The sequence below is a fragment of the Butyrivibrio sp. VCD2006 genome (assembly GCF_000423925.1).
Lineage (GTDB): Bacteria > Bacillota > Clostridia > Lachnospirales > Lachnospiraceae > Butyrivibrio.
In genome coordinates this window covers 41,148-66,532 of record NZ_AUIX01000021.1, presented here as the reverse complement: position 1 = coordinate 66,532, position 25,385 = coordinate 41,148, and the positions used below count along the sequence as shown (strand labels likewise).

Here is a 25,385-nt window from a genome sequence, read left to right as displayed (position 1 = left end):
TCCGCCTTTTACTTAATGGTTTCTTTCAGAACAGGTCTTAGTGATAAACATTGGCCATATACACATTGCAAAAAGCACCATTAGCCCACGGGCTATCATGTTCCCCCAGTGACTTCCAAATGCCGCAACAATAGTTGCCGGTGCAAAGAATTCCTTCCATCCGAACATGATCGCAGCACCGGTACATGTCAGAATCGGAAGTTCCGGCGCACCTACAGGAATTTCATATTTCAAATAATGTCTGTCGCAATAGCTTCCAATCATGAATCCCAGAAATGCGCCACAGGCCTTGAACGAATCATTCATCATTTTCTGAGGATCAACCAGAAGCTGTCCATCAACATAATCCATGGGATAAGGTTTAAAAAGAATGTAAAGCAGTGTCCCCACTACAGCAATTATTCCGACAAGAGTGAGGATATCGATTACCCTCTCATTTCCTTCGACTTTTTTCTGAACAATACCGACTACAATAATAATTACAACCGACTCACAGAATCCGACAATAACATCCTGCGGCGTATGTACTCCCAGGAAGTTCCTGGAAAAACCCGTCAGGAGAATCAGTACTCCGCACAGAATCGCAAGCCATCTTCGTTTATCTTTTTGCCATACAATAGTAGTTCCATAAGTTACCGTGGCAACCAGGGTATGACCACTTGGAAACGAATAGCCTGTCGCTGCCGTCTTCGAATCCCCCGCCGGCTCTATCAGATCAGATCGTATCCACGGCCTGTATGCACATACCGTCAACTTAATGATACCGTTTATTATCTCACCGATTCCCCATGTTGTTATAAATCTATATCCCCATTTCTTATCAGCGCCCCAGAAAACTACAAATGGTAAAAACGGCATTATGTCCACCGCAAATTTTGACAGCGCGTTGAAAAACTCATCAAACACTCCCCCGGTGGCATTTCTAATCTCCTGTAGCCATAACAAATACTGAATATCCATGTTTTTCCTCCTCATAAGTTGTTTTTTCTCCAAAAATCACATTTTCATGTGCTTTTGGAGACATGCAATTCAGTATCATTTTACCATTTAACGTTAATTTATTTTGTAAAAAAAGTATAAAGTGTTCGAAGCCGAACACTTTATACTAATTCACTAAAACTTCCCATACCCGAAAGAGCTCTAAGCCTTGGCCTCTTTTGGATATCTTCAAATGTTTTTGTCTCTGGGGCACCGAACAGGCTTATTTCTTACTTTCTATGCCGAAATTCCAAAATCTGTCTATGTTTATATGTGTGATTTTGCAACATGTTTGAGTGATTTTCAGGCGATGGCGCTGAGAGTACCTGCCGTATACGTTCCCATTATCTTCAAGAGATTTTTCTAATGCCCATACATTCATTGTTTATCGCGCGCTACGAAAAAAATAGGTTTTCTTCGCGCGCACAATAAATGTTTATGGGCATAAGAAAAATCATCTCTCAGCTATAGGAAACGTATACGGCAGGTACTCTCAGCGCCATCGCCTGAAAATTATGAGTTATGCAAAATCACACATGCTTATAAACATAGGCAGATTTTGGAATGTTATAAGGCACGAAAGTAAGAAATAAGCCTGTTCGGTGCCCCAGAGACATTGATATTGTCAAAATACCAAAAGGGGCCAATGCATAGTGCCCTTTCGGGTATGGAAAGTTTTAGTAATTCATCAATAATATCTCCGATATTCTATTAGCCTTTTGATATATCTCCCTGCAGATACCTGTACGCCAAAACGCAAAGTCCAAAAGTGTCTCTTTATTTTCCGACTTTGTGATCAGGTACTCCTTATATCCGTAGCTACTTTGCGAAAGCTGAAAAAGATAGATATATGGCATCGCCTCCAAATCCTTTTTTGTAAGCGGTGCATATTTCATATATTCTTTGACATATAAAGTAAAATCTTCAATGTCAAAATCAGATCCATCGCGGCTCACTCCTCCGGACTGGATATATGATCTCATTATCTCCCAGACCGCCGGTATGCATCCCGCTGATGAAAAGTCTATTACTGCCTTTATATTATCTTCATCACAGATTAACTGGCATGCAGTGTAGTCACCATGAGTGGACGTATATGTTACTTCTTTAAAATATTCTTTCCAGGCATCTATGGACTCCAGTAGTTTCTTTTTGAATATTAGATCATCCCGTATTCTTTCATAATTGGGATCTGTCTTATTTTCATCCAAAGAAGACAAGAGCCTGTTGAACTTCTGCGAAATTGCTTCATTTGAGAAGCCTTTTGCCCAGTTGTAATCCATGGTCTTTTCCATGGGATAATCCTTAAGAAGCATATGGAGTTTGCCAAGGTACTTGGCACTTTGGATCAGAATTGAATGGGGAAGATCGTTTAGATATGATTTTCCTTCTATGAAATTCTGAACACTGATCACATGACCTTCATATACAATGCAGCTATTTCCATCCTTTGTTTTAACAAATTCAGCAACAGGAAAATCTTTAGATATAAGGTATGCTGTAATATCTGCTTCACGGCAAACCATGTCAGGGGTGAAATCACTTTGATACTCTTTAAAAAAGAAATCTCCCTCTTCACATTGAACCTTATAGCAATTAGCTGATCCTAATGCCAGATTTTTATTCTTTATGAGATGTAGTCCATATTCATCACGGAGTATCAGACTCATCTTTTCATTATTCAGAACACTCTTTTCAAGTGCCATTTTTTCTCTCCCGGTTGTCTTTTAATTATGTCTTTTTTAAATCTCAATCTTAACGCTGTATCTCACTATAACAGCCTTTTAAGTCTATTGGTATTACTTTGAGATATATTATTCAAAAAACTCCGGTTGTAATAGTTTGTTGTATGTGTCTTTAAATCCATTTTTCCAGGCATACTGCATCCTCTTCCTTTTCATAGGGCGGATAGTTCTTGCATGTGGAATAGCCATGCTTTCTGTAAAAACTGATGGCATGACCATTCCCTTCGCGGCACTCAAGTACCAGATGACTATAACCTGCTTCCGCTGCACGGTTCTCCATGGCCTCCATCAGCTTCGCACCTAATCCATCCTTGTTATGATCCGCATAGACGCGCTTGATCTCACCTGTTTCATCATCAATCCTTCTAAGGCCCGCACAGCAAACAGGCTTTTCCTTGTCATAGCCTATGAGAAAAAAAGCTTTATCATCCTCAAAATCACCGTAAGAAACATGCGCTGTCCCATCATGCCCCAATATGTCCTTAAGCGCCATATTAAGCCTGTTTATCATAATCTTGGCATCCGCTGACCGTATGCTTTTCTTAGTAAAATTAATATTCATGATCTACCGTCCTTTTATTTCAAGTCGTTTTATTAACCAAAGTATTTATCTTTTGTATTTAGCCTAACACGCAAATAAAAACAAGCCCTCCCTTACACAGAAATAGACCTGTTTTTCCCTTCTTCAAATACACAGTCGTTAAACTTGGCAAATGCTCTCAGTGTCCTTTGAAGTGCTGCATCCAGCTTTTTGGTTTTCCGGATTCCCTGCTCCCACCATAGTCCTTTTACACATAAAATCTTATTTTTTCGATCAGGAATAGCCTCAATCCTTCCGACGAATTGTTCTCCAAAAAGAATAGGCAGTGTGTAATAACCATACTTACGCTTTACTGCCGGAGTGTATATTTCCCAGGAGTACTGAAAATTCCACAGTGAAAGTATCAATGACTTGTCCCACATAAGAGGATCTAGAGGAGCTATAAATGACATCCTGGGCTTTAAGTCTGCACTTCCTTCAATTACTTGTTTCATCAGGGCGGCGTCAGAAAAAAGATAGTAGAATGTTGTTTTCAAACCCTCAACCATAACCGGGCAGATTTTGCCTTCGTTCATAAGCCTTTGCAGTATCTTTTTTCGCATTTCAGCATTTATGTTAATCCCAAGAAGTGCTGTACTGTTCTTGTCCCAAAGAAGGCCGACCGCACCGATTCTCCTAAGTACCCGCCAGCAAATAAAGCTCTCCTCATCCACACATGGATTCTCTGCATCCAAAATAGATTCAGGCAAATATTTCTTTGTGAGATCATAGAACTTACGACTTCCTTTTTTATGGTGAATGATAAGTTCTCCATCAGTATAAAGCTGCTCAAGAACAGATCTTGCTGCAGCAGATTTCTTATGCCAGTTACCGCTCCAATGCATTGATGAATGCCAGTATATTTCTCCTTCCATTGGAAGTAAGTCGCTTGAAACCGGACCATTTTCATCAATATACTCCCTGGCCTGTGTCTTAAGCTCCTCTAATCCATCAAAGCTTCTCCCAAGTTCAAGGCTTCTTTCCCTATAGGGAGAAAAATACGGCCAGTCCTCTGTAGGCCATATTGAGAGCTCCTTATCCGCGTAATCAATCAATTTCCTGTCAACATATAGGAGTTCCTGAAGCATAGATTTTTTGAACCCCTTAACACGCGATTGTAAGGTCAGTTCAGCATTTTTCCCGCAGACATCTACCGGATCATACTGAATACATCCGGCCTGCCTGACATAATCATACGCTCCATCTTTTCCTTTAAATCGATATTCCCCAATAAGTCCCTGCTTTGAAAGAATAAACTGTCTGGCTTGTTGTTTAGAAATTGTTATCATACCACTCCTCTAACCAGCCTCCTCAATCATCTCGAAAAGTCGCCGATTGATGTAGCCGCCGCTTGATTTAGAGCCTATCTTCTTCGTCCTTCTCTGTGAAAAAAGTATCCAAGATTAATCCTGACTTCCCTGCGACCAATGTCATTGTTTGTATAGCAGCAAGTATCAAAACCGATCAGTTCAAAACCCTGATGAATATAGAATCCGATTGCGTTTGTATTGCAGGATTGCGTTTCCAAGATGATGGCACGCCTTCCTTGATGCTGAGCAACTTCCTTTGCCTTATCCATCAGCATCTTTCCGATGCCTTTTCCCTGAAGCGTATCATGCACCCATAGTTCCGTAACAAGAAGTCTGTTGGACCACTCTTCAGGGCATACTTCAATGCAGGCTAACATATCCCCGGAATCGCTCACAATGCCGTAAGCTTCAGCACCCTCCCAATGATCCTGATAAAGTGAATCGGGAAAATCATATTCCTCCGGTGTGTGAACAATCTCCTTTTCTACCGGTTTCCTGACGATCGAGATGGTACATTCTTCATTGTTTAGCGGACTAAGCTCAAAATCATATTGCACGCCATTCGTCAGCTCAATTATAAGCCCGTTCCTGCCCCCTGGGGCTAAGTCAACGCCTAAACTTAGTTTTTCTTTGCCTTAACCGCAAACATCAGCTCAGTGATTCCTTAGGGATTTCTTTATCCCAGAAATAGAGAGTCAAATCACCTTTCCTGGCAGAATCCATCTCTTCTTTTGTAGCAGATACAGTCCAATCCGCATTATTATCTACAAGGTTATCCATATTCTTTTCAACCTGATCAAAAACACTTCCCATATAAAACCTCTTTCTATACCCCTCTACTACGATCAAGTGCTACCTGACCATATTAAAAGGTAGCTCATTCCTTTTATTGACAGCTTCACCAGCCCCATTTATGATAGCACCAAGGAATGAGTTTTTCACCGGGGCAGGGTTTTAGCCTGACAGAACTTGCTCGTTTCTTTTTTTATTTCCATAACGTCATATAGGTATGTCTTCCCATTCAAATCATGGGTGAATGTTTTTTGTTCTGCTCACTATTTTGCATAAATTATTATGGTATGACCTATGGAACCAGAATAATAATTGAATTCTCAAACAATATATTTCCCAATCAGCATTTTTATTATTCTATCATCAAGAACAACACCTGAAGTCTCATAAGAAATAATTAGTTTGTCTCCTGGCAATATTCCATTTGCAATGTATGAATTAATCTTCCTGACAGCTTTCTCTGCATATTCAGGATCATCCATTCTCCCATCATGTTCCCAATAAATTTCTTTTCCATCTCTCCTACGAAGTATCGTGAAATCAGGATAAACAATCCCAAAGCCTTTAAGTTTCAAAGGGCATTCATATTTATATTCAATTCCCAGATCATAGAAAGTATCTGCGAGTATCTTCTCAGATTTCGAGCGAACTCTTTCGCCTTTTCTTGAATATATTATAGGAATATTTTCTGCAAATTCCTTTCCCACATAAGGCTTACTCTTCCATTCTTGCAAACGTTGTTCCCATGGTGCTTCAACTGCCTTAATCAGCCCCTTTCTGATAGGATGAAGATTGTCATAAAGTTCGGATATTTCATCGTCCTTGTATTCTTTATTAATCCGTTCTATCTGCTTAAGTCTTCTATCAACAACTTTCTTAACTTTTTGATCATATGTTTTTTGAGCAAGACGATTGGCAAGTGCTATATCCTCTTGTTTTATATAACTTCCTTGAATTTTGCTTTTGTTGTCCTTGTCTGTACAATGCATAAATTGAACTCGTTTTCTACATGATGTTATTCTTAAGCACCCATCGGGTACATCATTAAGCCTGCCATCAACTATCTGCTTAATTGATAGTAATCTTGCTTCCTCATTTATAAGCATTTTTTTTAATCCGTACATAATTTTATGAATCTCCTCTGTTTAAACTTTTTGTGTTTAAATCTACCTGCCTTGCTTTTTGATTTTTGTTTTTTTAGCAGTCGGTTTAAACCTTTTCTGCATGCCATAATTTTTATTTTTCTACTTTTTAGCATGCGATTTAAGTTACTTCTACATGTCTTAATCTTTATTTTGCTGTTTTATAGCATGCTTTTTTAATTACTTCTGACTGTCATATTTCCCTGTTTATTGTTTTGCAGCAGGCTAAATTCATCAAAACTGCCTGCTCTTCTTCTCAAATTCTATGTTTGCAGCAGTCAGCCTTTCTCAAAATTTCATGCTGCATTCCTATAAATGCCCAATCGCAGCAGACAAATGCCCCACAAATTGCCTGCCTTATTCTAGAAATAGATGGATCGCAGCATGTATCTACCATAAAAATCTCTTCAGCATTTCTTAAAGCATTAAAACAAACAAAAAATTGAAAAAATATACGGGGACAAACACCGTACATGGAAAATGTGTATTAATAACACAAGAGAAAATTATAGCGGCTGACATCAATTTGTCAACCGCTAATATAATAGTCTATATTCTATGGCATTCCATGCCTTGTCTCAAGCTGATTGGAATCTGTTTTTCCATCAAAGTATAAAATATACTGGCTATCATTCTGCTCTTCACCGCTGATAACTGCCTCTACACAGTTTTCCTTCCATGTGACCTTCCATGAATCAGGCTGAACGTTTCCACCATCATTCAACACATCAAAAGAATACTTTGATATCGTTCCTGATTCATCTTTAAGAACAAGCCTTGCATGAGTGTGTCCAAAAGGCCAATCCGGATCTCCAACCTGCTGAAACAATAACACATACATTCCATCTTGAGATATTGAATCCGCCACCTCATGTATTTTATATTCTGTTTCATAAATAAAGCCTGTAGCTAAAACAACAATCATAATGTTAATTCCAGCTATTATTCCCAAGATGCCTCTGACTACAGGTCTCTTTATTTCTATGCATCCTAATATTGAAAAAAATATTATAACTAGTGGTATGCCTATAATCATTTCCTATCCTCGCATATTCAGACCAAATATTGAGAGTTAGAAATTGATTGCAATTTTCACTCCTTAATCATTTCTTACCCAATATCCATCGTAGACTACACCATTTTTACCATAAAGGAGTTTCTCGGATTTAACAAAGCCGGCTTTACTAATAGCCGCCAATCGCTCAACCGCATAGAGTGCACCTTTGGTAATAACACCTTTACAGCCTAAAAGTCCTTCAATATGAGGCGTGATCAAAGAAAAAATAGAATATAATTCTTTCTCATTTTCATAGTCACTTCTTACATCAACTCTCAAAATCCCCATATTATTAAAATCATCGTCAGATACTCTCGTACACAGTTCAACTGAGCCTATGACTTCAGACTTTTTCTTATCAACAATCGACATTCTGACAAACCATCCTTTTTCATAAGACATCTGCCAGAATTCCAGGGCATTTCTCATTTTTTCTTCGGTATTATAAAAGAAATTGTCACCATCACAGTTATCGCTGTTAAAATACGGCAACGCATTCTTGTCCCCATAAACCTTCAAATAATCATGGCAGTCCTCATTTCTAAACAATCTTAATTCATAGCTCTCGTTCTCAAATGTTGGACATTCCTTATAGATATTCATAGTTCTATACCTCGCAATTTTCATTAGTTCGTTGCTGCATTATACATTCCAATGCCTGCATTATTACTTCAAAATCCGTCAAATGAATATAATGTCCGCTATTATCGGCTCTTAACAGGATTGAATGCTTAGAAAAAGTAAGATATTCCTGCATCAATGACTGCCACAGTGCTTCAACTTTTTCTGCGAATGCTTTTGTGGTTTGGCCAAATTCCATTATTTCCTTTATTTCAAATTCACTTCCATGGGTGATAAGCACGATTGGAATCTGCGGAAAATTCCCTTTTTCTTTTAGGTGGCTGATCTCTTTTTCCTCATGTGCCAGGCGGTATTCCTCTAAGGCAGCATCGTGAAACTCTACCTTTGTTAATTCATCTAAAATATATTTCTTTGCTTCCAGTGAAAACTGATCATAGTAATAAAATGGCGGTGCTTTTCTCATGAAAAGTTTTATTAGAAATCCCAAATGGCATGAAGCCATCTTTCGCATGATTACAAAGTTTTCTGATTTATTAAAGCCGCTCTTTTTCTGCTCATCAGATGTTAAAAATACTGATTTATACTTATTGTCATTTGCAGATAAAGGATCTACAAATACTATTCCGCGAACCATATCCGGATACATTCTGGCAAATTGCTGCGCATACAGCCCTCCCTGTGAATGTGCCAAAATTGTAATATTACTTTTACATGGTAATTCCATTAGCAAAGCATGTAACTCTTTGGCAATGTTTTTCGGCGAGCGAGCCTTGGAAATATTTCTTCCGCGCTCATACAAAAGAACGGTAAACTGTTTTGACAGCTGTTCTGCGATGTGCAACCACTCGCCGGCAACTGCACCAAGTCCCATTTCAATAACCAGATCAATATCTCCCTCGCCAAATATGCAATAGGATATATTCTGCCCTTCTATCACTTTGCTAGCCATCGATAAAGACTTTTTCATTTTGAATTCTCCCTTAATCTCCCTAAATAACTGCAACATCCTGGAACAAAAATATCACAAAGGTAAAACAGACCTTATCCTTACACGGATTTAGGTCTGTTTTTCACTCCACTATTTATTAGGAAAATTCCGAGAGAACTTGCAATCAATCGGCCCAACAAATTGAATTTACTCACAATACATACAAATAGTTCCTTGTGACAATTTAAAACCATTATTTTCATAGAATTTGAAGGCAGGTGCATATTCACTGGTATAAAGGACAACCCCAGCATATCCTGTTTCCTTACTATAATCTAATAACGTCTTCAGTAATTGCCTACCAATACCTTGGCCCTGTCTTTCAGGCAAAACTGCCATTTCGTTAATATATATTTCTTTTTTACTTCCTGATATCTTACATAATGCAAATATACATCCAATTACCACGTCATCTTCTTCATACACATATCCTACAAATTTTTTCTGCTCGTAATAATCCAATAAATATTCTTTTGCATTATCAGGGTTCCAATCAATCCCCCAATATTCTATAGGAAACGCCTTAGCATATATCACTCCACACTGTTGCAAATCTTCCTCTTTCATTTTTCTTATCATTAAAATCACCTCGCATGCTTCATAAAAATACTATTTGTAAAATTACACTCTCGGTTTTTGATTCAATACACGTTCCAGCGGTACCCAGCCGAGATATTTAGGATGATTGCCGGTCAACGCCGTCAAGCGTTCGATCTCCGTATAACCATCGATCCTGATCACATCCCATGCGTGAATGATCTGTCCGTCTCCGAGAGAAATACCGCAGTGCCCCCAGTTTACGGGGCCATCTTTGCTCGGACAGAGACAGTCGTAAAAGACAAATGCACCTCTTTCGGGAATACCGCTCCTAAGCGCGTCCTTATACATCTCGCTTCATCTTTTCTGAATGTAGTCATTTTCTATACCTCTCCATTCCGGATAGCAACACATTCATTGATATCTCAAAGCTTTCATCAAGCGAAATTGGATTTCCAAAGGAATTATGAATCTGAAGCATGATAAACCCTTCCAGAAAGGCTCTGTATGTTCTAAGCAGGTGATTAGCTATCTCACGGTCAATCCCCAGGCCATCTGTTTGCTTGAAGAAAAATGAATATAATCCTTCTGTAGCGGCAAGCAATGTATCATCTGAGTATTTGTTATACCAGAGCATCGCTTCGAACACGCCTGGGTTCTCGATTGCAAATTTATAAAATCTTCTTCCGTACTCAAACAGATTTGCTCTTTCATCGGAAGAATCAATTCCACTTACAACCTCCTCCGATAAAATTCGCCATCCATAGATCATAAGACTTCTGTGCATATCTTCTATTGTCTTCATATGGTTATACAATGACGGCTTTTTAATTCCCAAATACTCCGATAATGTAGTAACCGACAAGTAGGATAGCCCTTTTTCATTGGCTAGTTCTGCAGCTTTTTCCACTATTTCTTCTTTTGATAATCCTGTTCTTGGCATATCGACTCCTAAATAAATAACTAACATTGTTAGCTATTGTTATACTAACAATGTTAGTTATTGTCAAGTAACAAGTTTATTTGTGGAATAGCCTTCCTGAATTGCAGCGAAGGTAGCCACAAAGCATATTATTACTGCACTGTATCGTAAATCTATAATCTTTAGCGTCAAAGGCAAAACAAATAATAAACCACCTACAGTCTTATTCATCACAGAATGAACCGCAACAACCAAGGTATTCTTCAATTTTTTTAACTGGAACCAGCTCTATATAGCCTCGCTCACCCTTGGGCTCGAGTTGGATACGAGGATTAGTGTCATCCCATTTAAATCCAATAAACTCCGGATTGTACTTTTTCTCAGCATCCCAGATTTCTCTTATAGCCGCCTCATAGTTCTCTTCAGCAAATGGTTCTCCTCTGAAAAGAAGATATGTGGATGCAGGAAGATCAATCACTTCAAATCCTTCAGGAATCTCTCCTTTATAATCTGTCTCAACCTCTACGCCCTGTACATATTCGTTTGTTACGGGATTTCTGAGTTCCTTAGGAAGAAACAAACATACAGGCTCTCCACTAATAGACTTTATACTGGTCAGAAGCCCCCATACATCACATCCAACTTCATCGCAGTAGCTCCAATACTCTGTTGCATTAACTCCTCTTTTGATGATCACCTTGTGTGCAGGTTTTTCCACCACCTGAATAAATACATTTCTGATATCACTCATATCACTCTCGCTCCTTTCTTTATCAATGATGAATGAAGGAGTAAAAAGCCAGACTGGAATAGGGCTTGTGGCGTACTCTTTTGGATTTACTCCAAATTCACGCCTGAATGCACGCTGATATCCATCGACACTTCCGAATCCCATATCCAGTGCTACTTCGAGAACCTGACAAGATTCGTCGCGAAGTCTAAGTGCTGACTTTGACAGCTTAAGGCGCCTAATATAAACTGCCGGAGTCATGTCGAGATACTTGATGAATATCCTTCTAGCGTACCAGGGAGAAAAAGATGCCGCTTTTGCGAGATCTCCAATGGTTATCTCCTCAAAAATATGATCATTGATATAATCCTGCATCTTGCGTACTGCTTTTCTCTGTTCCTCCATCTGCTCACCTCCTTATGAGCTGATAATATCTTATGAGGCTTATTCATTTCTCGACATTTTTTGCCCTTTTCCCATAAATACTGAGTTTACATTATAACGATAGCACTAAAAATGAATCCTGTTTATTAAACAACTCTTACTTGAGATCAATCAGAAATTTTTTAATCAAAATCTGTACTAACAAGAACTCTCCCATTATTATTGCAAACCCCAATTTAAAATATGATACCTCCATAAGAATCCAAACAAGAGTTAATATGAGTACAAGTAATTGCTCTGCTCAGTCAAAATATTCTTTGCTGATCATGGCTTCTATCAGCATCTTATATAATTCAAAGTTTTGCGGATACTTCTTTGCATATGGCTCACACACTCTGATAAACCAGTCATTATCACTATGATGCTTATATTCACTGCCACCTCGAACCGCACGATATAGTGAAAACAGCTCATCAATACTAATAATTAAGTTCTCAAAAAACATATTTTTCTATCAGCATCTTTATTATCCTATCATCAAGAACAACGCCTGAAGTCTCATAAGAAATTATCAGTTTATCTCCCGGCAGTATTCCATTAGCAATGTATGAATTAATCTTCCTGACAGCTTTCTCAGCATATTTAGGATCATCCATTCTCCCATCATGCTCCCAGTAGATTTCTTTTCTATCTCTCTTGCGAAGGATTGTGAAATCAGGATAAACAATCCCAAAGCCTTTAAGTTTTAACGGACATTCATATTTATACTCTATTCCCAAATCAAAGAAAATATCAGCAAGTATCTTCTCAGATTTTGAACGAACTCTTTCTCCTTTCTTTGAATAAATTACAGGTATATTTTCTGCAAATTCTTTTCCCACATATGGAGTATTCTTCCAATCTAGTAATCGCTGTTCCCATGGTGTTTCAACTGCTTTTATTAATGTCTTTCTCATAGGATGAAGACTGTTATAAAGCTCATCTATCTCATTATCCATGTATTCTTTATTGAGACTTTCAATTTGCTTAAGTCTCCTATCAACAATTTTCTTAACCCTATGGTCATATGTTTTTTGTGCAAGTCGATGAGCTAATGATATATCTTCTTGCTTTATATAAATTCCCTGTTCTTTACTTTTATTGTTCTTATCTATGCAATGCATGAACTGCACTCGGTTTCTAGTTGATGTAATTCTAAGACTTCCCTCGGGCACATTAACAAGTCTGTCATCAACTATCTGTTTTATCGTGTATAATCTTGCTTCCTCTTTTGTAAGCAATTCTTTTAATCCGTACATGTATTTATAAAACTCCTTTGTATATACTTTTGGCTCTAATCTACGTTCTCTCACTTTTAACTATCTTTCTTATAGCAAGCACTTTTTATTTTTCTGTCTGCTCCTGCCATTGTTTTATTGTTTCATTGCAGACATTTTATATTCTCTTTGTCTGCTATTGCCTTTAACTTGCCATTATATAGCAGACATTTTTAGTTCTCTTTGCCTGCTATTGCCCTTGATTTGCCGCGTTATAGCAGACATTTTAAGCCCTGTTTGACTGCTATTATCTTAAGTTTGTGATTCTATAGCAGACATTTTTGGACTCTATTATCTGCTCCTATCCTTAATTTCTACATTTATAGCAGGCAATAATATCAAAATGTTTCTGCCATGATTCTCAAAATCCTTAATCATAGCAGACATAGCCACACAAAAATTCCTGCTCTGTTTCTCAATTTTGGCAATCATAGCAGACTGACCAACCTAAAAATCATACAAAATCAACCAATCCCACCTGCTATATTCTCTAGATCGTCAAATCATAGCAGGTGAAGCCACACAAAAGTGTCTGTACCAATCAGCAAACTAATAAAATACAGCATGTTTACCATATTTAATTTTCTTCAGAATTCAAACCTGGGAATTAGTAGCGATGAATAGAACCGCTATAGATATTTATATACAAATCAAACAACAAAAAAATTATAGCGGCTGACTTAGATTTGTCAACCGCTAGTATTATAAAGCTTGTTTAAGTTGTGTCCCTTCGCTTTTTCACAAGGAAGTTCTGTTCTCGCAGATATTTGAATCATTATAAATTCTGTAAAACTCATGGTAGACTTGCTCGGGATAGTGATATTTACCTGTAGTCCTGATTCCATAGATTTCCTGAACACTATATGGCAAGTTATACAGAGGCTGTCTTGTAATCAAGACATAATAATTCGAAGAAGCCTGTACCAACTCCACAAAATCTTTGGAATAAATATATTGATAATCTTCATCAATAAATACTATACAATTTTGATAAGCTTCTAAAATCGTCTTCCAAAGACCTGCATCTCCACCAAATACCACACATGGAACATCTGACTGTAGACTGATTCCACTTTCTTTTCCAAATCTTGAATGTGTCCCCAAAAGGTCCAAGAGTGTAGTCTTTCTTTTTCTTAGGCCATGAAAGCATAGAATAGTGCATCAAGGCAAAATATTGTCCATTAAGAGATACTGTCATAAAATCTCTCACATCCTCAAATAATCCTGGATCATATTTTTTATCATGATTACCAGAAATGAGGTACTTCTTGCCATTCATTTTTTGTATCATTTCATTAGCGGCATCCGTCGTCATGTGATGACAAATATCTCCAAGAATATATACCGTATCATCCTTGTGAACTACTGCGTTGTAGTTTGTAAGAATAGTCCTATTCATTTCCTCAACAGAATCAAATGGACGATTCTGCATTGATATTATTCCCCGATGTCCCAAGTGTTGATCTACTGTCTAATCAGTTTTGGTGACGTGTCCACTTTCTGGGGTCCATTTTAATATGCTATAATATGCTGGTATTATTCGTATTAAACCTTATTTTCTTAAGAGTGGGGAACCTATGATCAGAAATAACGATTTTACTCTTGAATATATCGGCGACACTCCTTGTCTGCTAACGCATGGTCAAAGCGCAGCAGATAGGAAGAAAAGCTTATTTCTAAATGATACCGGTGTTTATATCTGGAATTTACTCTCCAAAGATCTGACAATTGAAGAAATCTTTGATAGTTGCTATGAACACTTTGAGATAGACGAGGCAGATCGCCCTGACGCAAAGCGTTCCATTCAAAGCTTTATGGATTCCCTTTGTTATTCAGGAATGGTTATAGATACTGATTTTTATAAAAAACTTAAACTCAAGAAATATGTCAGCATGAATATTGCCGGTATCTGCGTAAATCTGTTCGGCAAGGAAGAACTGTTTGATGATAGCTTTATGGCTTTTGCTGATGATGAATACACTTGCTCAGCTGATAAAACCCAGAATATTTATGTCTATCATATTGCACCTGTAATACATAAATCCGGTGAACTGATTATTCGTGATAAAGAGTTATCCGTCATAAAAACATGTGATAAATATATTCTCATTTTCCCGTTATGGGAGCATGTTGACGAGCTTCATATATCACCGGACGGACAGATGGTATCTGTTTTTGTTAAAGATACTGATAATGCCAAGGAAGAAGTATTCTGGGCTATTCGTCACGCTTTCCTTTATATGGCAAGAATCCATAACTTATTTGCCATACATTCGGTTTCCGTAGAGTATGATTACAAAGCGCTTCTCTTTTCTGCCGGATCCGGAATCGGCAAAAGTACACATGCAGCGCTTTGGAATAGGTTGTACGGCGTAAGACAGATCAACGGCGATTTGAATCTATTGGGAAAAGGTGATGATGGCAAAATATATGCGTATGGCATGCCATGGTGTGGAACTTCAGGAATCTATGATGCTAAAGACTATGAGCTTAAAGGAATAGTACTGCTTCGTCAGGATCCCAAGAATTTTGTAAGTCATTTGCAGCCGGAAGCTAAAGCTCTGGCTATTATGAACCGAATCATCTCTCCGATGTGGAATAGTGAGATGTCCTTAAGCGTTATTCGCTTCGCGCAGGAAGTTAGCGCTAACTATCCAGTATGGAATTACAGCTGCAACACCTCAGATGATGCAGCTGCATTCATAAAGTCCCAAATCGATAGTACAACAGCTTAAGTATTCAGGCGATGCTTTCCATCTCGCTGATTTCCTCATCAGATAACTTACAACAGTTGCCGTTTCTGATAGCATATACTCTATCGCATTGTTTTAATACTGAAGGTCTATGTGTAGTAATAATAGTGGTCCTAGGATATTCATCTGCCATGATATTCTTAAGGACCTCTTTTTCTGTCCATACATCAAGAGCAGAGGTTGCTTCATCCAGAAGAAGTATAGGCGACTGTCTAAGGATTGCTCTGGCAATAGACAACCTCTGGGCCTGTCCCTCTGAAAAGCCACTGCCGTGCTCTCCCATCTCACTGTTTATGCCTTCAGGAAGTTTCTTGACAAAGTCCCACGCACAAGCCATTTTCAGGGCTTTGATGATCTCATCATCCGTTGCATCCTTTTTTACATTTCTCATATTTTGAGCTATAGTTCCCGAGAACATTGTATTTCCTTGTGGAACATATGCAAAAAGACTTCTCGTTGCAGCTGTTGCATAGAGACTATCTTCAAGTTCCCCATCACCGGTCGTTATACGCACCTGTCCCTCACCGGGCCTTATTATAGCAAGAAGTAGTCTTAGCATAGTTGTCTTTCCTTCGCCTGAAGGTCCGACAAATGCAACTGTCTCATGAGGATTAGCATTAAATTCAGCCTTGGAAAAGACATTTTCTGCACCTTCGTAAGCAAATGACACGTTCCTGGCTTCTACTCCTATTCCCTTACCTGCATGCTCCTGCCCAAATCTTTCAACCTCTTCGGCATTGGAATAATCATCTCTTGGAAGGTCCAGTATGCTTTTAACTCGATCAGCTGAGTTAAACAAGCTAAGAGACGTTGGTACAAAACTGATAAGATTAGAAACTGAGCCTGTAAGAGAACTTGAAAGGCCTATAAACATGGTCATTGTTCCGTATGTGATAGCTCCGCTCCAAACCTTGTATACGCCCCATGCCTGTGCAGAGTAGGATACAAGCATAGATACAAATGTCAGTATAAAAGTATTGAGCATTGATATCTTCTGGTACTTAAGCGTAGCTTCTGAATATCCTTTTTGTATTTCTTTTAGCCTGTCTATGTGATATGACAGCATATCAAAAGCTTTTATTGTCTGAATATTCGAGAAGGTCTCCTGATGAAAACCGTTCATTCTAGCGGATGCTGACATAGTTCCCATTCCGCTCTTTCTCATCATCTTCATAGAATAGCGCGAACTGATCAGTGTTATCGGGATGCTGGCAAGCGCAAAAATAGCGAATGTCCAATCGTATATGCAAACCATATATAAAGCGGATGCAAATCTGAAAATATAGATTATAAGGTTTGGTACAAGTGTCAAAATTCCTGATGCAATATTGGAAGCGTCACTTCCGCATCTCATAACAAGGTCCCCGGAATGATATTTAGACAGGGATTGCCAATCCGTTCGTAATATTCCTTCAAAGATCTGCGCCTTTATCTCATTATTAACCTTAAGACTGATTTTGGTGGAAAGGTAACTTGATATCTGCGAAACACAAGTATTCACTACTGTAAGTACAATCATGATTATAAATGTGCGCAAAAGTTCCCCTGTGCGATGTCCTGTGATTATATCTACCAGGTCTCGTGAATTAAGGCTTGTAAAAAGACCAAGTATTATGCCGGTCATGCCAAGTAAAGTGTATATTACAATAGCGGGTATATGGTTTATTGCATATCCATATATCCACTTGAATATCATTAGCTTGTCTTTTAGCTTTCCTTCTTTAATTTTGTTGAAATAATATCTTATCTTCCCCATATCGTAAAAAAGGAGCACCACGTTCATATGTGGTGCTCCAATAAAAATCTTTAATAATTAGTTAAGAGGCCGTACATCTCTTATTTTAAGTTCAGTCATTGTACCACTTGTACCTGATTCACGAATAGCGCCGCCTTCACCAACAACTTGGAATATGAAATCTGTCCATTCGTTAGCATTAAGATGTCTATTAACATCAATACGGAAAGATGTATCAGATTCTTTTGTTATTGAATACTCAGAACTTCCAAAGCTCTTAATTGGTACTGTTGAATCAATATAGATAATGAATCTCTCCCAAGCCTCATTTAATGGATTCTGGAAGTGTACTCTGACGTCTGTATGAGATCCGCCATTGTTGTTATCGTCATTAAGCCATGCGCTAGGTGGATTCGGAACAGGAGTTCCACTTCCGACAAAAACACCTTCAGCCGTAAATTCGAGGCCAAGTTCCATTAACTGTGGTACTTCAAAAGTCTTCATCATATACACCCCCATTAAAATAGATTTTATATCATCCATTTCCATTTTTTGATAGTGAAATTATAAAATGATTTATAACAAATAACAATGAAATATCGATAATCTAACAAAATTGAAAGATTGTTATTCCTTAAGAAATTTCTTTGTCAGTCGTCTTTGTTAAAAGCACGACGGTTTCAACATGCGTAATCATCTATGTTTGCATGTACATATACGGACTAATACTGTATACCCCTTTGGAAAAAATAATGATTATGGGTGTTAAAAATTTAAGCAAATACATTTTCCTGATATTTGCTGTATATGCTATATCTTACTTAGTACATACGGATGTATTCGCACCCTCAGTATGTGCCAAAGCCAGAACCTGTCCGCGTTTGCATTAAGAGTTTATGCAGTGCGTAGGGATTTTATTACCTATAAAAGACTTACTTTCTCTGTATCTATATACTTCCCGTCACTTATTTCCATCTGGTGACTCTCATCCCAGAACTTGGAATTGAGAACGCCATCAATGTCTAAAAAGATTATGTTCATGGCTATATTTATTCCACTTTTTCTTCATTTTATAAGCTTTTCTTTTATCTTTTCCTGTTCCTCACTTCCAATACCTATTGCAGAAAAATACCCCTCTATAGTCCCGTGGCTCTCTTCTATCATTTCCATAAAAGAAATCATATTATTTTCATTAGAAATTACAATATTCATATCAAGATCAGGGAAGTTTTTATGTATCAGTTCAAAGCGTTCTTTATTGTTTTCCTTGGTTCTCATATAGTCATATATAATATCACTCTTTCTGACACCGCAAAGCCACAAAATAAGTGCACTGTTGACACCTGTTCTGTCTTTTCCCGCAGAGCAGTTAAACATAACTCCCCAATTAGCATTTGCTACTGTCTTGAACACTTTACTTATGTTTTCAGAATGTGCGATTTTGTAATAACTCTCCGGAACCGCATCTACGCTCTCTGGGATACCGCTTCCCTCAGGAATAGGAATAGCATGATATTCAAAGCCTTCTACATCATCAAGACCATGAGGCTTTTTCTCTTTTTCCTCCGAAGATCTGGTATCGATTATGGTTGTAATACCGGTGTTTTTCAAAAACTCTATATCTTTTTCAGATGGATAATTAGCAACGTCACTTCTTATAAGTCTTCCATACCTGGTATAGTTTTCTGTTCCATCTATTCTGTAGCCACCAAGATCCCTGGTGTTTAGCGTAGTCTCTAAAAGAGAGTAAGTTCTATTATCCCAAGCATTATCGTAGCTCTCAATAAGCTTCCCACCATTCATAAATGCATCCAGTTCTCTTATGCAGAGCTCAACTGCCTCGGAAATGTATTCATCAGCCATTTCTTTCGTAAAAAAGAAAATCTCTCCATCCACTTCTTTGAAATAGCCATACATAGAATCCATAAGCCATTTCACATCGAATGAGCAAAGATCATTTATGGGCTCACTATCAAAATTTACCGGAACGGTAATGTCGTTCTTCAAATTATACTTTTCAGCAACATAGAAATTTATAATGGAATAATCTTTGTGGAGTTTCTCGACATTACCTGGAATCATTGGATTCCAATGATACTTGTCATAAACAAAATGCCTGTAACAGATATCCTGAACAAGATGAAGATAATACCCAAGATATAAGTCGTCCTGCCTCATCAGCTCTCCGAACTTATTTCTAAAGAATTCGAAATCATAAGACTTTTTGTTGCGTCCCCAAATAAACTTGTTTACATGACCTGCTTTGCCTTTGCCCGCATCAGGAAGAATTGCCCCAAACTTAAGTCTGTTCTCATCCTTGAAGGTATGGTGCTTAATAAGCTCGTTAGTAACAGCCAGATGTATAATGCTTGATGCCATGTTATTCCCCTTTATTCCCAATTATTCAAAACTATTTCATCAGAATTTCTTTATATGAATCATTACTTCTGAAACATACTCATAATCATACCATGGAAAAATCCCAAAGCCTACATAATAGATATATTTATGCACTTTTTCGCATTTTAAAAGAGGCATCAATTCAGTGAATACCTCTTTTGTCATTTCCTTGACAGATTTAGTTCTTCTCAAAATAAATAATATCCATCAACCCACTTATTTTCTCCATCTTGCCAGTCCGCTTATACCCAAGCTTCTCATAGAGATGAAGATTACCTTTTTCTTGAAGGATAGTATCAAGACTCCAGTTGTCATCACCATAAATTCTTTCAGCTTCAATGATTGCCTGCTGAGCATATCCTTTGTTTCTATACTCAGGCATTATCCATATTGGAGAAATTCGTTTTCTGCTACCGTCCCTCTTATCAATAACTCTGATGCCACCAACTTTTGCCCCATCTGCCACGATAAAATAATATGTAGTTCCTGTGAAATCGTATTTCTGTAAAATACGTTCATAGCTTTCCGCTGCAGGGCTCATATCATAATCATGATATTTTTCTAAAAGTCCTTTAAAAGCTTCTACCTGTGCTTCCCATAGTTCATGCATATCTTCTCTGTTTGCCTTCTGTAACTTGATGCTCATAATTTTCTTCCTCTATATCAATTCTTTATAAATATTTGAACAACATGATTGGAATAGCCCATAAGATCAGGCCTTTCAGCTGTTGCTATTAAGTACTGAATCCATTCATTTTCATGCACAAAAAAGCACATCAGTAAGATTCAAATCTGCCTGGTGTGCTTTTCAAATATCATCATAAGAAAAATCTACACAGACAAATAAAACCTATTGGCTTACAGCTGTGTAATAATCCTAGCTATAAGCGAATATGTCTATACATCATCTCCATGTAGTTATACATATAGCGCTGGTTCATATGTGCTCCTAAATTGATTATATTGATAGTAATAATATAGCTACCTCAATAACCTGTCAATTATTAATTATTCAAGTCATCCCTAGATACTTCAATCTCCACATGCTGCTTAGCATCCTTAAGTTTGGACAATAAACATACTGTCTCAACATGCGGTACTACTGCAGACAATTTAAACATACTGCGTAGATACTGGGCTTTGATATGTTTACCCCTTTTAACATAGTTTGGGGTAAAGGGGTTAAGAAATAGCGGACAACTATTTTCATTTTGGAAAAAGTTGCCCCTTTTAAACGAGGCTATGTATCTCTTTTTCAAGCTTATAAAGATACTCAATAATAGCATCAAAAGAAGGAACCGTGCCATATATCATGTTTTCCATAGCTTTATAGTCAGCTTTGACATCCGCCATTATATCTTCTCTTGGAATAAGCTGTACATTTGCTAATGTAGCTGTTTCATAATGAGCCCCTTTGGAATAATAAAACTTCTGCTTAAAGGCAACATCCTTTTCCAACAGTTCTTTTCTTCCAAATGCAGACTCTTTAACCGCTGAGTTTCCCATAGAGTATACATCATAAAGGTGTCTTGCATATCTTGCAGGTAAAGGCTTACCTTCTGGGAAATTAGCAAGTTTATGGAGAATCGTAATCTTCTCCCAGAAAGTACGCTCAATATCTATAGTTAATGCAGTTGTGGTTTTCTGCTCAAATACATCCGGATACTTCTCTGCTGCAAATGGCATAATCTGTGTCTGATGTGATGGCATCCACTCTGCCAACGGTCCAATCTCAAGTCTTACCACTGGACGCAGGTAATCAACATCAAATAGCTGTGGATAAAAGAAATTAACAACCATCTCATCCTCTGTATCCACAGATATGAGTCCTGTTTTTCCAAGCTTATCAGACAATTCTTTATCCAATGTCGGTACCAGTACTTCTCTATAGAAAGAAGCTGCCTCAGAATTAAGCTCCTTATTATATTGATCCTGTTTGGTTTTGGATCTGTTATCCCATGGGTCAGCCTTTCCCTCAGTGACTTTTCTCCAATCCAGGATTAAATCTATATCCTCAGAAAACCTTTCTATAGCATGGTAAGACTTTGATAAGCTTGTCCCACCTTTAAAAACAAATATATCCTTAAAACTACTTTCATTAAAAAGATGATCTATCAGGAAACATATCCAAAAGTCCTTCTCTATTGCATCTGCTCTTATCCCTACCTTTGCTGCAGTTGCTTCAAAGAGGTCCCTTCTATCCTGATCACTTGCTGTGGCTACCTTTCTCATTAGCAACAAACCTTCCTTATAGTTTCATGTATCCATTCTGCACTGTCAGCCGATTCCATAAGGATCAATTCCTTATCCTCATGAGCAATCTTATTTCTAAGAGTTTTTATTATGCTCTCATCTACTCTTTCTTTTCCTAATGTCTTTAAGGCTTCAATAATCATCACGGTTAAGGTCGACATATTGCTGATATCTCTATTAGTCCTGTGTTTAAACGAAAGCTTCGCATTCTCTATTTCAAACTCCCTATATGGGCCATCACTAACAAAAACCCAAACAGATGGAACCTGCGTTGAAAGTCCTAACTTATTGAGAGCAACATCACCCGCAGGAGAAATACTCCAGTGATATCCCCTGGCTATAGCATAAGCAACCGCCTCTGGATTCGTAGGAAGTGTTTCTTTCAAAAAAGAACTATAACGTGGCTTTTCATATACGCCATCCATAACCCTTTTGATATTGCCTTTTTCAGTTTGCCTTCCAAGGCACTTCCTAACCGTAGTATTACTTGCTAAGTCCGAAAAATCAGATGTAAGGAAAATAGCACCATCTTCTGCTTCTAATATTCTATTGTTGATTTCATTAGAAATAGTCGTAGCCATTTCGCTCCTCCTGTCACGATTATTATACAATTATCGTGACACTTTTTCAATACGCAAACACCCTGTTTCGTCAGATAAATTGTGCAGTTTATCTGACGATCTGCTGCGGCTATTATGATGAGTGGTTGTTTCCAAAATAGAAATAACCACCTTCAGCATTTTTCTATTGGCATCAAACATATTTCAGTGCAATATGCCTATATTCCTCAGCAGAATAAACCTTCTTGTGCGCATTGAGAATTTCAATTTCTATATCACCACAGTCATCAAAGGGCAAATAGTATCTCAAATTAACAGTAACATCTTCTCTACGTCCAATCTCAACAAGCCACTTGGCACAATTCTCTCCGCACTTTGTAGCGTTATACATAAGATCAGGCATCTTATAAATACAAATGAGTGTTTGTACTCCTTCTGAAAGCCTTTCTGGCGGAATAGGCCCCATCTCATCATTTATGATAAGCTGATTTCCCTTATAATACGACTTATCTACATCTGCCATTATTTCAGCTACAAGAGGATCCTCAAACCACTCCTCTTCGTAATTAAATCTGAACCATGATGGTACATGCATAGCTCCTTCTGTTTCACCAAAGATAATTCTTAGCATGTTTTATCGTCCTCATCCTTTTTAAACAGCTTTTCCATTCTTATGTAGTACTCCAAAAGCCTTACTACATAGTCCGGAGCATGGCGCATATCACGTTCCCATTCAGTGACAGTTCTATAAGGGATATCAAAATACTCACAAAACTCCTTGCGGTTCATGCCAGTACTTTCACGTAGTTCTTTTATTTTTTTAGCTTTATCATCCATAAGAATGCTCCTTCAAACAAAATACACGTTGTGTATAAGAATAACATATCGCTCTTATTTACACAACGTGTATTATCAAACATATATCAAAACAAATAAAATAAACCGGTTCGAAAGTCAAGGACTTTTTTGTGACAGATTTTAAGGTTGAATGGAATCATAATAGACAGTGCAAAAATATATATGACAGTGATGGATTTTAAGTAGTACTACGATAGACTTTAGGTTGACAGTAGTACTTTTTTTATGGCTTTTTGTAGGGGATAATGATAGAGGGTACAACAAATAGGCCAGAGGATTCCCTGGCAATCAAAAAGCTGTACCGTCAGAGAGTGAGGTGAACTCGCATTTGCGATAAGCCAGACCCTTACTGCCACGATACAGCTGCGTTTATTATACAGCTGTAAAGTATTTAAAAATATAAGATTTTGAAGAATATATAGATCAGAACAGTTCGTTCATCATGAATACATAACTTAATTCAGTATATTTTCTCCATGCAAGTGGTTCTTTAAGCTCAGAGCGTTTGTCTTCTGTAAGTGACTTTATGAACTGAAGAGCGCTCTTGGCCTTTTCCAGGACAGCCTGCATTTTTGTGATCTGATTAGATGCTGTCATTTCCTTATCCTTCCACTTATCTATTACTGACTTAAGAAGGCGTTGGTCACGAAGTATTACTTTTTCAGGATCAACAAGCCGTTTTTCTTCACGATGCTTTTGGGATGCTTCTCTGCGAGCTGCAGCTTCTTCATCAGCATATCTGCGTCTTACTTTCTTCAGATCACCACCTGTCATCATAATTGATGCAGGAACACCAAAGTAGTTGTCAAGTGGATAAACTCCCGTTGTGGCATACTGATAGAATTCCTCAGGAGTAAGTCCTGCAAGATCATACTGATAATGCTCTGAATTGTATGCCTTAAGGTAACCATCCACAAGCTGTCTTGCAGACGTAAAATCCCTGCACATAGCAACCATATCGAGGATGGCTGTTTTAAGCCTCCCAAAGAAGCTCTCCATAGGTGCGTTATCCTGAGAATTGCCTCTGGCTGATACAGACTGTACAAAGCCATCATCGTGAAGTAGCTCAGTAAAGGAAGTGGCAAGGTACTGGCTCCCCTGATCATGGTGCACATAAACTTCATTGGTCCTCATGACTTCCGCAAGTTCGCCAGCATGACCACTCATCATATCCCGGTAGGCTTCTTCTACGAGTTTTAGAGACATATATCTCCCTATGCTCCAACCAAGGTTTTCACGAGTATAGGCATCCCTGAATACGCACAGATAAAATGTGGTCCGATATTCACCATAGTAAAGATATGTTATGTCTGAAAGAATGACTCTTCGCGGAGCGATAAAGAAGTTCTGGTTCACCGCATTTACCGGCGCCGCGCACACGTGATTATGTGATGCCTGATGCTTATATGCATCTTTATGCGGCATCTGTGCCTGTATGTTCATCTCAGCCATAAGCGCCGCTATCTTTTTGGTATTCACAGTCCTGCCAAATCTTCTAAAAAGCTCCACCCTGAATGTCCTTTTTCCAGGAACCACGCCATTTCTGGCAATGATAATCCTACGCATAAGTTCCTTGATTGCATCCCTGTCGGCTTTTTTCTCCGCCTGTTTTCCAAATATATCTTCCTTACGGCCTTTCCATGCATAGTAGCCAGAGTCAGACACTCCAAACATACGCAGGCATTGTGAAACGTTATACCCATTGAGTTTTGACTTCTGCTTATTTATAAATGAATCAACCATAACAAATCTGTCTGCCCGGA

28 protein-coding genes are annotated in these 25,385 nt (G+C 38.1%); 1 reads left to right on the top strand and 27 read right to left on the bottom strand.

Going from position 1 to position 25,385, the window contains the following annotated elements; translation table 11 throughout:
- Window positions 1–12: 12 nt before the first annotated feature.
- The 18 genes from G586_RS0109210 to G586_RS22310 all read right to left on the bottom strand — a co-directional run bounded on the left by G586_RS0109210 (window position 13) and on the right by G586_RS22310 (window position 14,495).
- Window positions 13–960 carry a phosphatase PAP2 family protein gene (locus G586_RS0109210; RefSeq protein ID WP_026527533.1) on the bottom strand — a complete coding sequence of 316 codons (948 nt, stop codon included), beginning with the start codon at window positions 958–960 and terminating at the stop codon, window positions 13–15.
- 695 nt (window positions 961–1,655) lie between these two features.
- The gene (locus G586_RS0109205) at window positions 1,656–2,684 is read right to left on the bottom strand and encodes a phosphotransferase (protein ID WP_026527532.1); all 1,029 of its coding nucleotides are present in this window, start codon (window positions 2,682–2,684) and stop codon (window positions 1,656–1,658) included.
- A gap of 151 nt (window positions 2,685–2,835) precedes the next feature.
- Window positions 2,836–3,285: a GNAT family N-acetyltransferase gene (locus tag G586_RS0109200; protein WP_026527531.1), complete on the bottom strand. Its 450-nt coding sequence runs from the start codon at window positions 3,283–3,285 to the stop codon at window positions 2,836–2,838.
- Between the two features lie 92 nt (window positions 3,286–3,377).
- A complete protein-coding gene (locus tag G586_RS0109195; RefSeq protein ID WP_026527530.1) occupies window positions 3,378–4,592 on the bottom strand; it encodes a winged helix-turn-helix domain-containing protein in 1,215 nt (404 codons plus the stop codon).
- A gap of 74 nt (window positions 4,593–4,666) precedes the next feature.
- The gene (locus tag G586_RS24850) at window positions 4,667–5,170 is read right to left on the bottom strand and encodes a GNAT family N-acetyltransferase (protein WP_242831996.1); all 504 of its coding nucleotides are present in this window, start codon (window positions 5,168–5,170) and stop codon (window positions 4,667–4,669) included.
- A 91-nt stretch (window positions 5,171–5,261) separates the two neighbouring features.
- Complete coding sequence (locus G586_RS26065; RefSeq protein WP_155834079.1) at window positions 5,262–5,426, bottom strand: hypothetical protein; 165 nt, start codon at window positions 5,424–5,426, stop codon at window positions 5,262–5,264.
- A gap of 299 nt (window positions 5,427–5,725) precedes the next feature.
- Window positions 5,726–6,529 (bottom strand): hypothetical protein, encoded by an 804-nt coding sequence (locus G586_RS0109180; protein ID WP_026527529.1) that lies wholly within the window; start codon window positions 6,527–6,529, stop codon window positions 5,726–5,728.
- Window positions 6,530–7,103: 574 nt separating this feature from the next.
- The gene (locus G586_RS22330) at window positions 7,104–7,583 is read right to left on the bottom strand and encodes a hypothetical protein (protein ID WP_051204678.1); all 480 of its coding nucleotides are present in this window, start codon (window positions 7,581–7,583) and stop codon (window positions 7,104–7,106) included.
- A gap of 63 nt (window positions 7,584–7,646) precedes the next feature.
- On the bottom strand, window positions 7,647–8,207 hold the full coding sequence (locus tag G586_RS0109170) for a GNAT family N-acetyltransferase (protein WP_026527528.1): 561 nt from the start codon (window positions 8,205–8,207) through the stop codon (window positions 7,647–7,649).
- A gap of 4 nt (window positions 8,208–8,211) precedes the next feature.
- A complete protein-coding gene (locus tag G586_RS0109165; protein ID WP_026527527.1) occupies window positions 8,212–9,153 on the bottom strand; it encodes an alpha/beta hydrolase in 942 nt (313 codons plus the stop codon).
- Between the two features lie 168 nt (window positions 9,154–9,321).
- Entirely contained in the window at window positions 9,322–9,753 is a 432-nt protein-coding gene (locus G586_RS24845; RefSeq protein ID WP_051204677.1) for a GNAT family N-acetyltransferase, read from the bottom strand.
- Between the two features lie 334 nt (window positions 9,754–10,087).
- Entirely contained in the window at window positions 10,088–10,654 is a 567-nt protein-coding gene (locus G586_RS0109150) for a TetR/AcrR family transcriptional regulator (RefSeq protein ID WP_026527526.1), read from the bottom strand.
- Between the two features lie 63 nt (window positions 10,655–10,717).
- Window positions 10,718–10,864: a hypothetical protein gene (locus G586_RS26060; protein WP_155834078.1), complete on the bottom strand. Its 147-nt coding sequence runs from the start codon at window positions 10,862–10,864 to the stop codon at window positions 10,718–10,720.
- Window positions 10,857–11,768: a helix-turn-helix domain-containing protein gene (locus G586_RS22315; protein ID WP_051204674.1), complete on the bottom strand. Its 912-nt coding sequence runs from the start codon at window positions 11,766–11,768 to the stop codon at window positions 10,857–10,859. Before G586_RS22315 ends, G586_RS26060 begins: the two co-directional genes overlap by 8 nt.
- 280 nt (window positions 11,769–12,048) lie before the next feature.
- Window positions 12,049–12,252, bottom strand: coding sequence for a hypothetical protein (locus G586_RS0109140; RefSeq protein WP_026527525.1), 204 nt, complete (start codon window positions 12,250–12,252; stop codon window positions 12,049–12,051).
- Window positions 12,242–13,099: a hypothetical protein gene (locus tag G586_RS0109135; RefSeq protein WP_242831995.1), complete on the bottom strand. Its 858-nt coding sequence runs from the start codon at window positions 13,097–13,099 to the stop codon at window positions 12,242–12,244. Before G586_RS0109135 ends, G586_RS0109140 begins: the two co-directional genes overlap by 11 nt.
- Before the next feature lie 702 nt (window positions 13,100–13,801).
- On the bottom strand, window positions 13,802–13,996 hold the full coding sequence (locus tag G586_RS26055) for a hypothetical protein (RefSeq protein ID WP_155834077.1): 195 nt from the start codon (window positions 13,994–13,996) through the stop codon (window positions 13,802–13,804).
- 34 nt (window positions 13,997–14,030) lie between these two features.
- Window positions 14,031–14,495, bottom strand: a complete 465-nt coding sequence (locus G586_RS22310; RefSeq protein WP_155834076.1) for a metallophosphoesterase — start codon at window positions 14,493–14,495, stop codon at window positions 14,031–14,033.
- A 145-nt stretch (window positions 14,496–14,640) separates the two neighbouring features.
- Between G586_RS22310 and G586_RS24840 the strand changes: the two genes are divergently transcribed.
- The gene (locus G586_RS24840; RefSeq protein ID WP_026527523.1) at window positions 14,641–15,798 is read left to right on the top strand and encodes a PqqD family protein; all 1,158 of its coding nucleotides are present in this window, start codon (window positions 14,641–14,643) and stop codon (window positions 15,796–15,798) included.
- Between the two features lie 4 nt (window positions 15,799–15,802).
- Here the strand turns inward: G586_RS24840 and G586_RS0109120 are convergent, their stop codons facing one another.
- From G586_RS0109120 to G586_RS0109070, 9 genes are all read right to left on the bottom strand, one after another.
- Window positions 15,803–17,572: an ABC transporter ATP-binding protein gene (locus tag G586_RS0109120; RefSeq protein ID WP_026527522.1), complete on the bottom strand. Its 1,770-nt coding sequence runs from the start codon at window positions 17,570–17,572 to the stop codon at window positions 15,803–15,805.
- Window positions 17,573–17,629: 57 nt separating this feature from the next.
- Window positions 17,630–18,058: a hypothetical protein gene (locus G586_RS0109115; RefSeq protein ID WP_026527521.1), complete on the bottom strand. Its 429-nt coding sequence runs from the start codon at window positions 18,056–18,058 to the stop codon at window positions 17,630–17,632.
- 558 nt (window positions 18,059–18,616) lie between these two features.
- A complete protein-coding gene (locus G586_RS24835) occupies window positions 18,617–19,930 on the bottom strand; it encodes a tyrosine-protein phosphatase (protein WP_051204673.1) in 1,314 nt (437 codons plus the stop codon).
- A 199-nt stretch (window positions 19,931–20,129) separates the two neighbouring features.
- Window positions 20,130–20,597: a GNAT family N-acetyltransferase gene (locus G586_RS0109095; RefSeq protein ID WP_196811569.1), complete on the bottom strand. Its 468-nt coding sequence runs from the start codon at window positions 20,595–20,597 to the stop codon at window positions 20,130–20,132.
- Between the two features lie 584 nt (window positions 20,598–21,181).
- Complete coding sequence (locus G586_RS0109090) at window positions 21,182–22,183, bottom strand: nucleotidyl transferase AbiEii/AbiGii toxin family protein (protein WP_026527519.1); 1,002 nt, start codon at window positions 22,181–22,183, stop codon at window positions 21,182–21,184.
- On the bottom strand, window positions 22,183–22,785 hold the full coding sequence (locus G586_RS0109085; protein WP_026527518.1) for a DUF6088 family protein: 603 nt from the start codon (window positions 22,783–22,785) through the stop codon (window positions 22,183–22,185). The genes G586_RS0109090 and G586_RS0109085 overlap by 1 nt, the downstream gene beginning before the upstream one ends.
- A 172-nt stretch (window positions 22,786–22,957) precedes the next feature.
- Complete coding sequence (locus G586_RS0109080; protein ID WP_026527517.1) at window positions 22,958–23,395, bottom strand: DUF4869 domain-containing protein; 438 nt, start codon at window positions 23,393–23,395, stop codon at window positions 22,958–22,960.
- Window positions 23,389–23,601 carry a helix-turn-helix domain-containing protein gene (locus G586_RS0109075; protein WP_026527516.1) on the bottom strand — a complete coding sequence of 71 codons (213 nt, stop codon included), beginning with the start codon at window positions 23,599–23,601 and terminating at the stop codon, window positions 23,389–23,391. The genes G586_RS0109080 and G586_RS0109075 overlap by 7 nt, the downstream gene beginning before the upstream one ends.
- 444 nt (window positions 23,602–24,045) lie before the next feature.
- Window positions 24,046–25,365: an IS3 family transposase gene (locus G586_RS0109070; protein ID WP_081674299.1), complete on the bottom strand. Its 1,320-nt coding sequence runs from the start codon at window positions 25,363–25,365 to the stop codon at window positions 24,046–24,048.
- Window positions 25,366–25,385 lie beyond the last annotated feature (20 nt).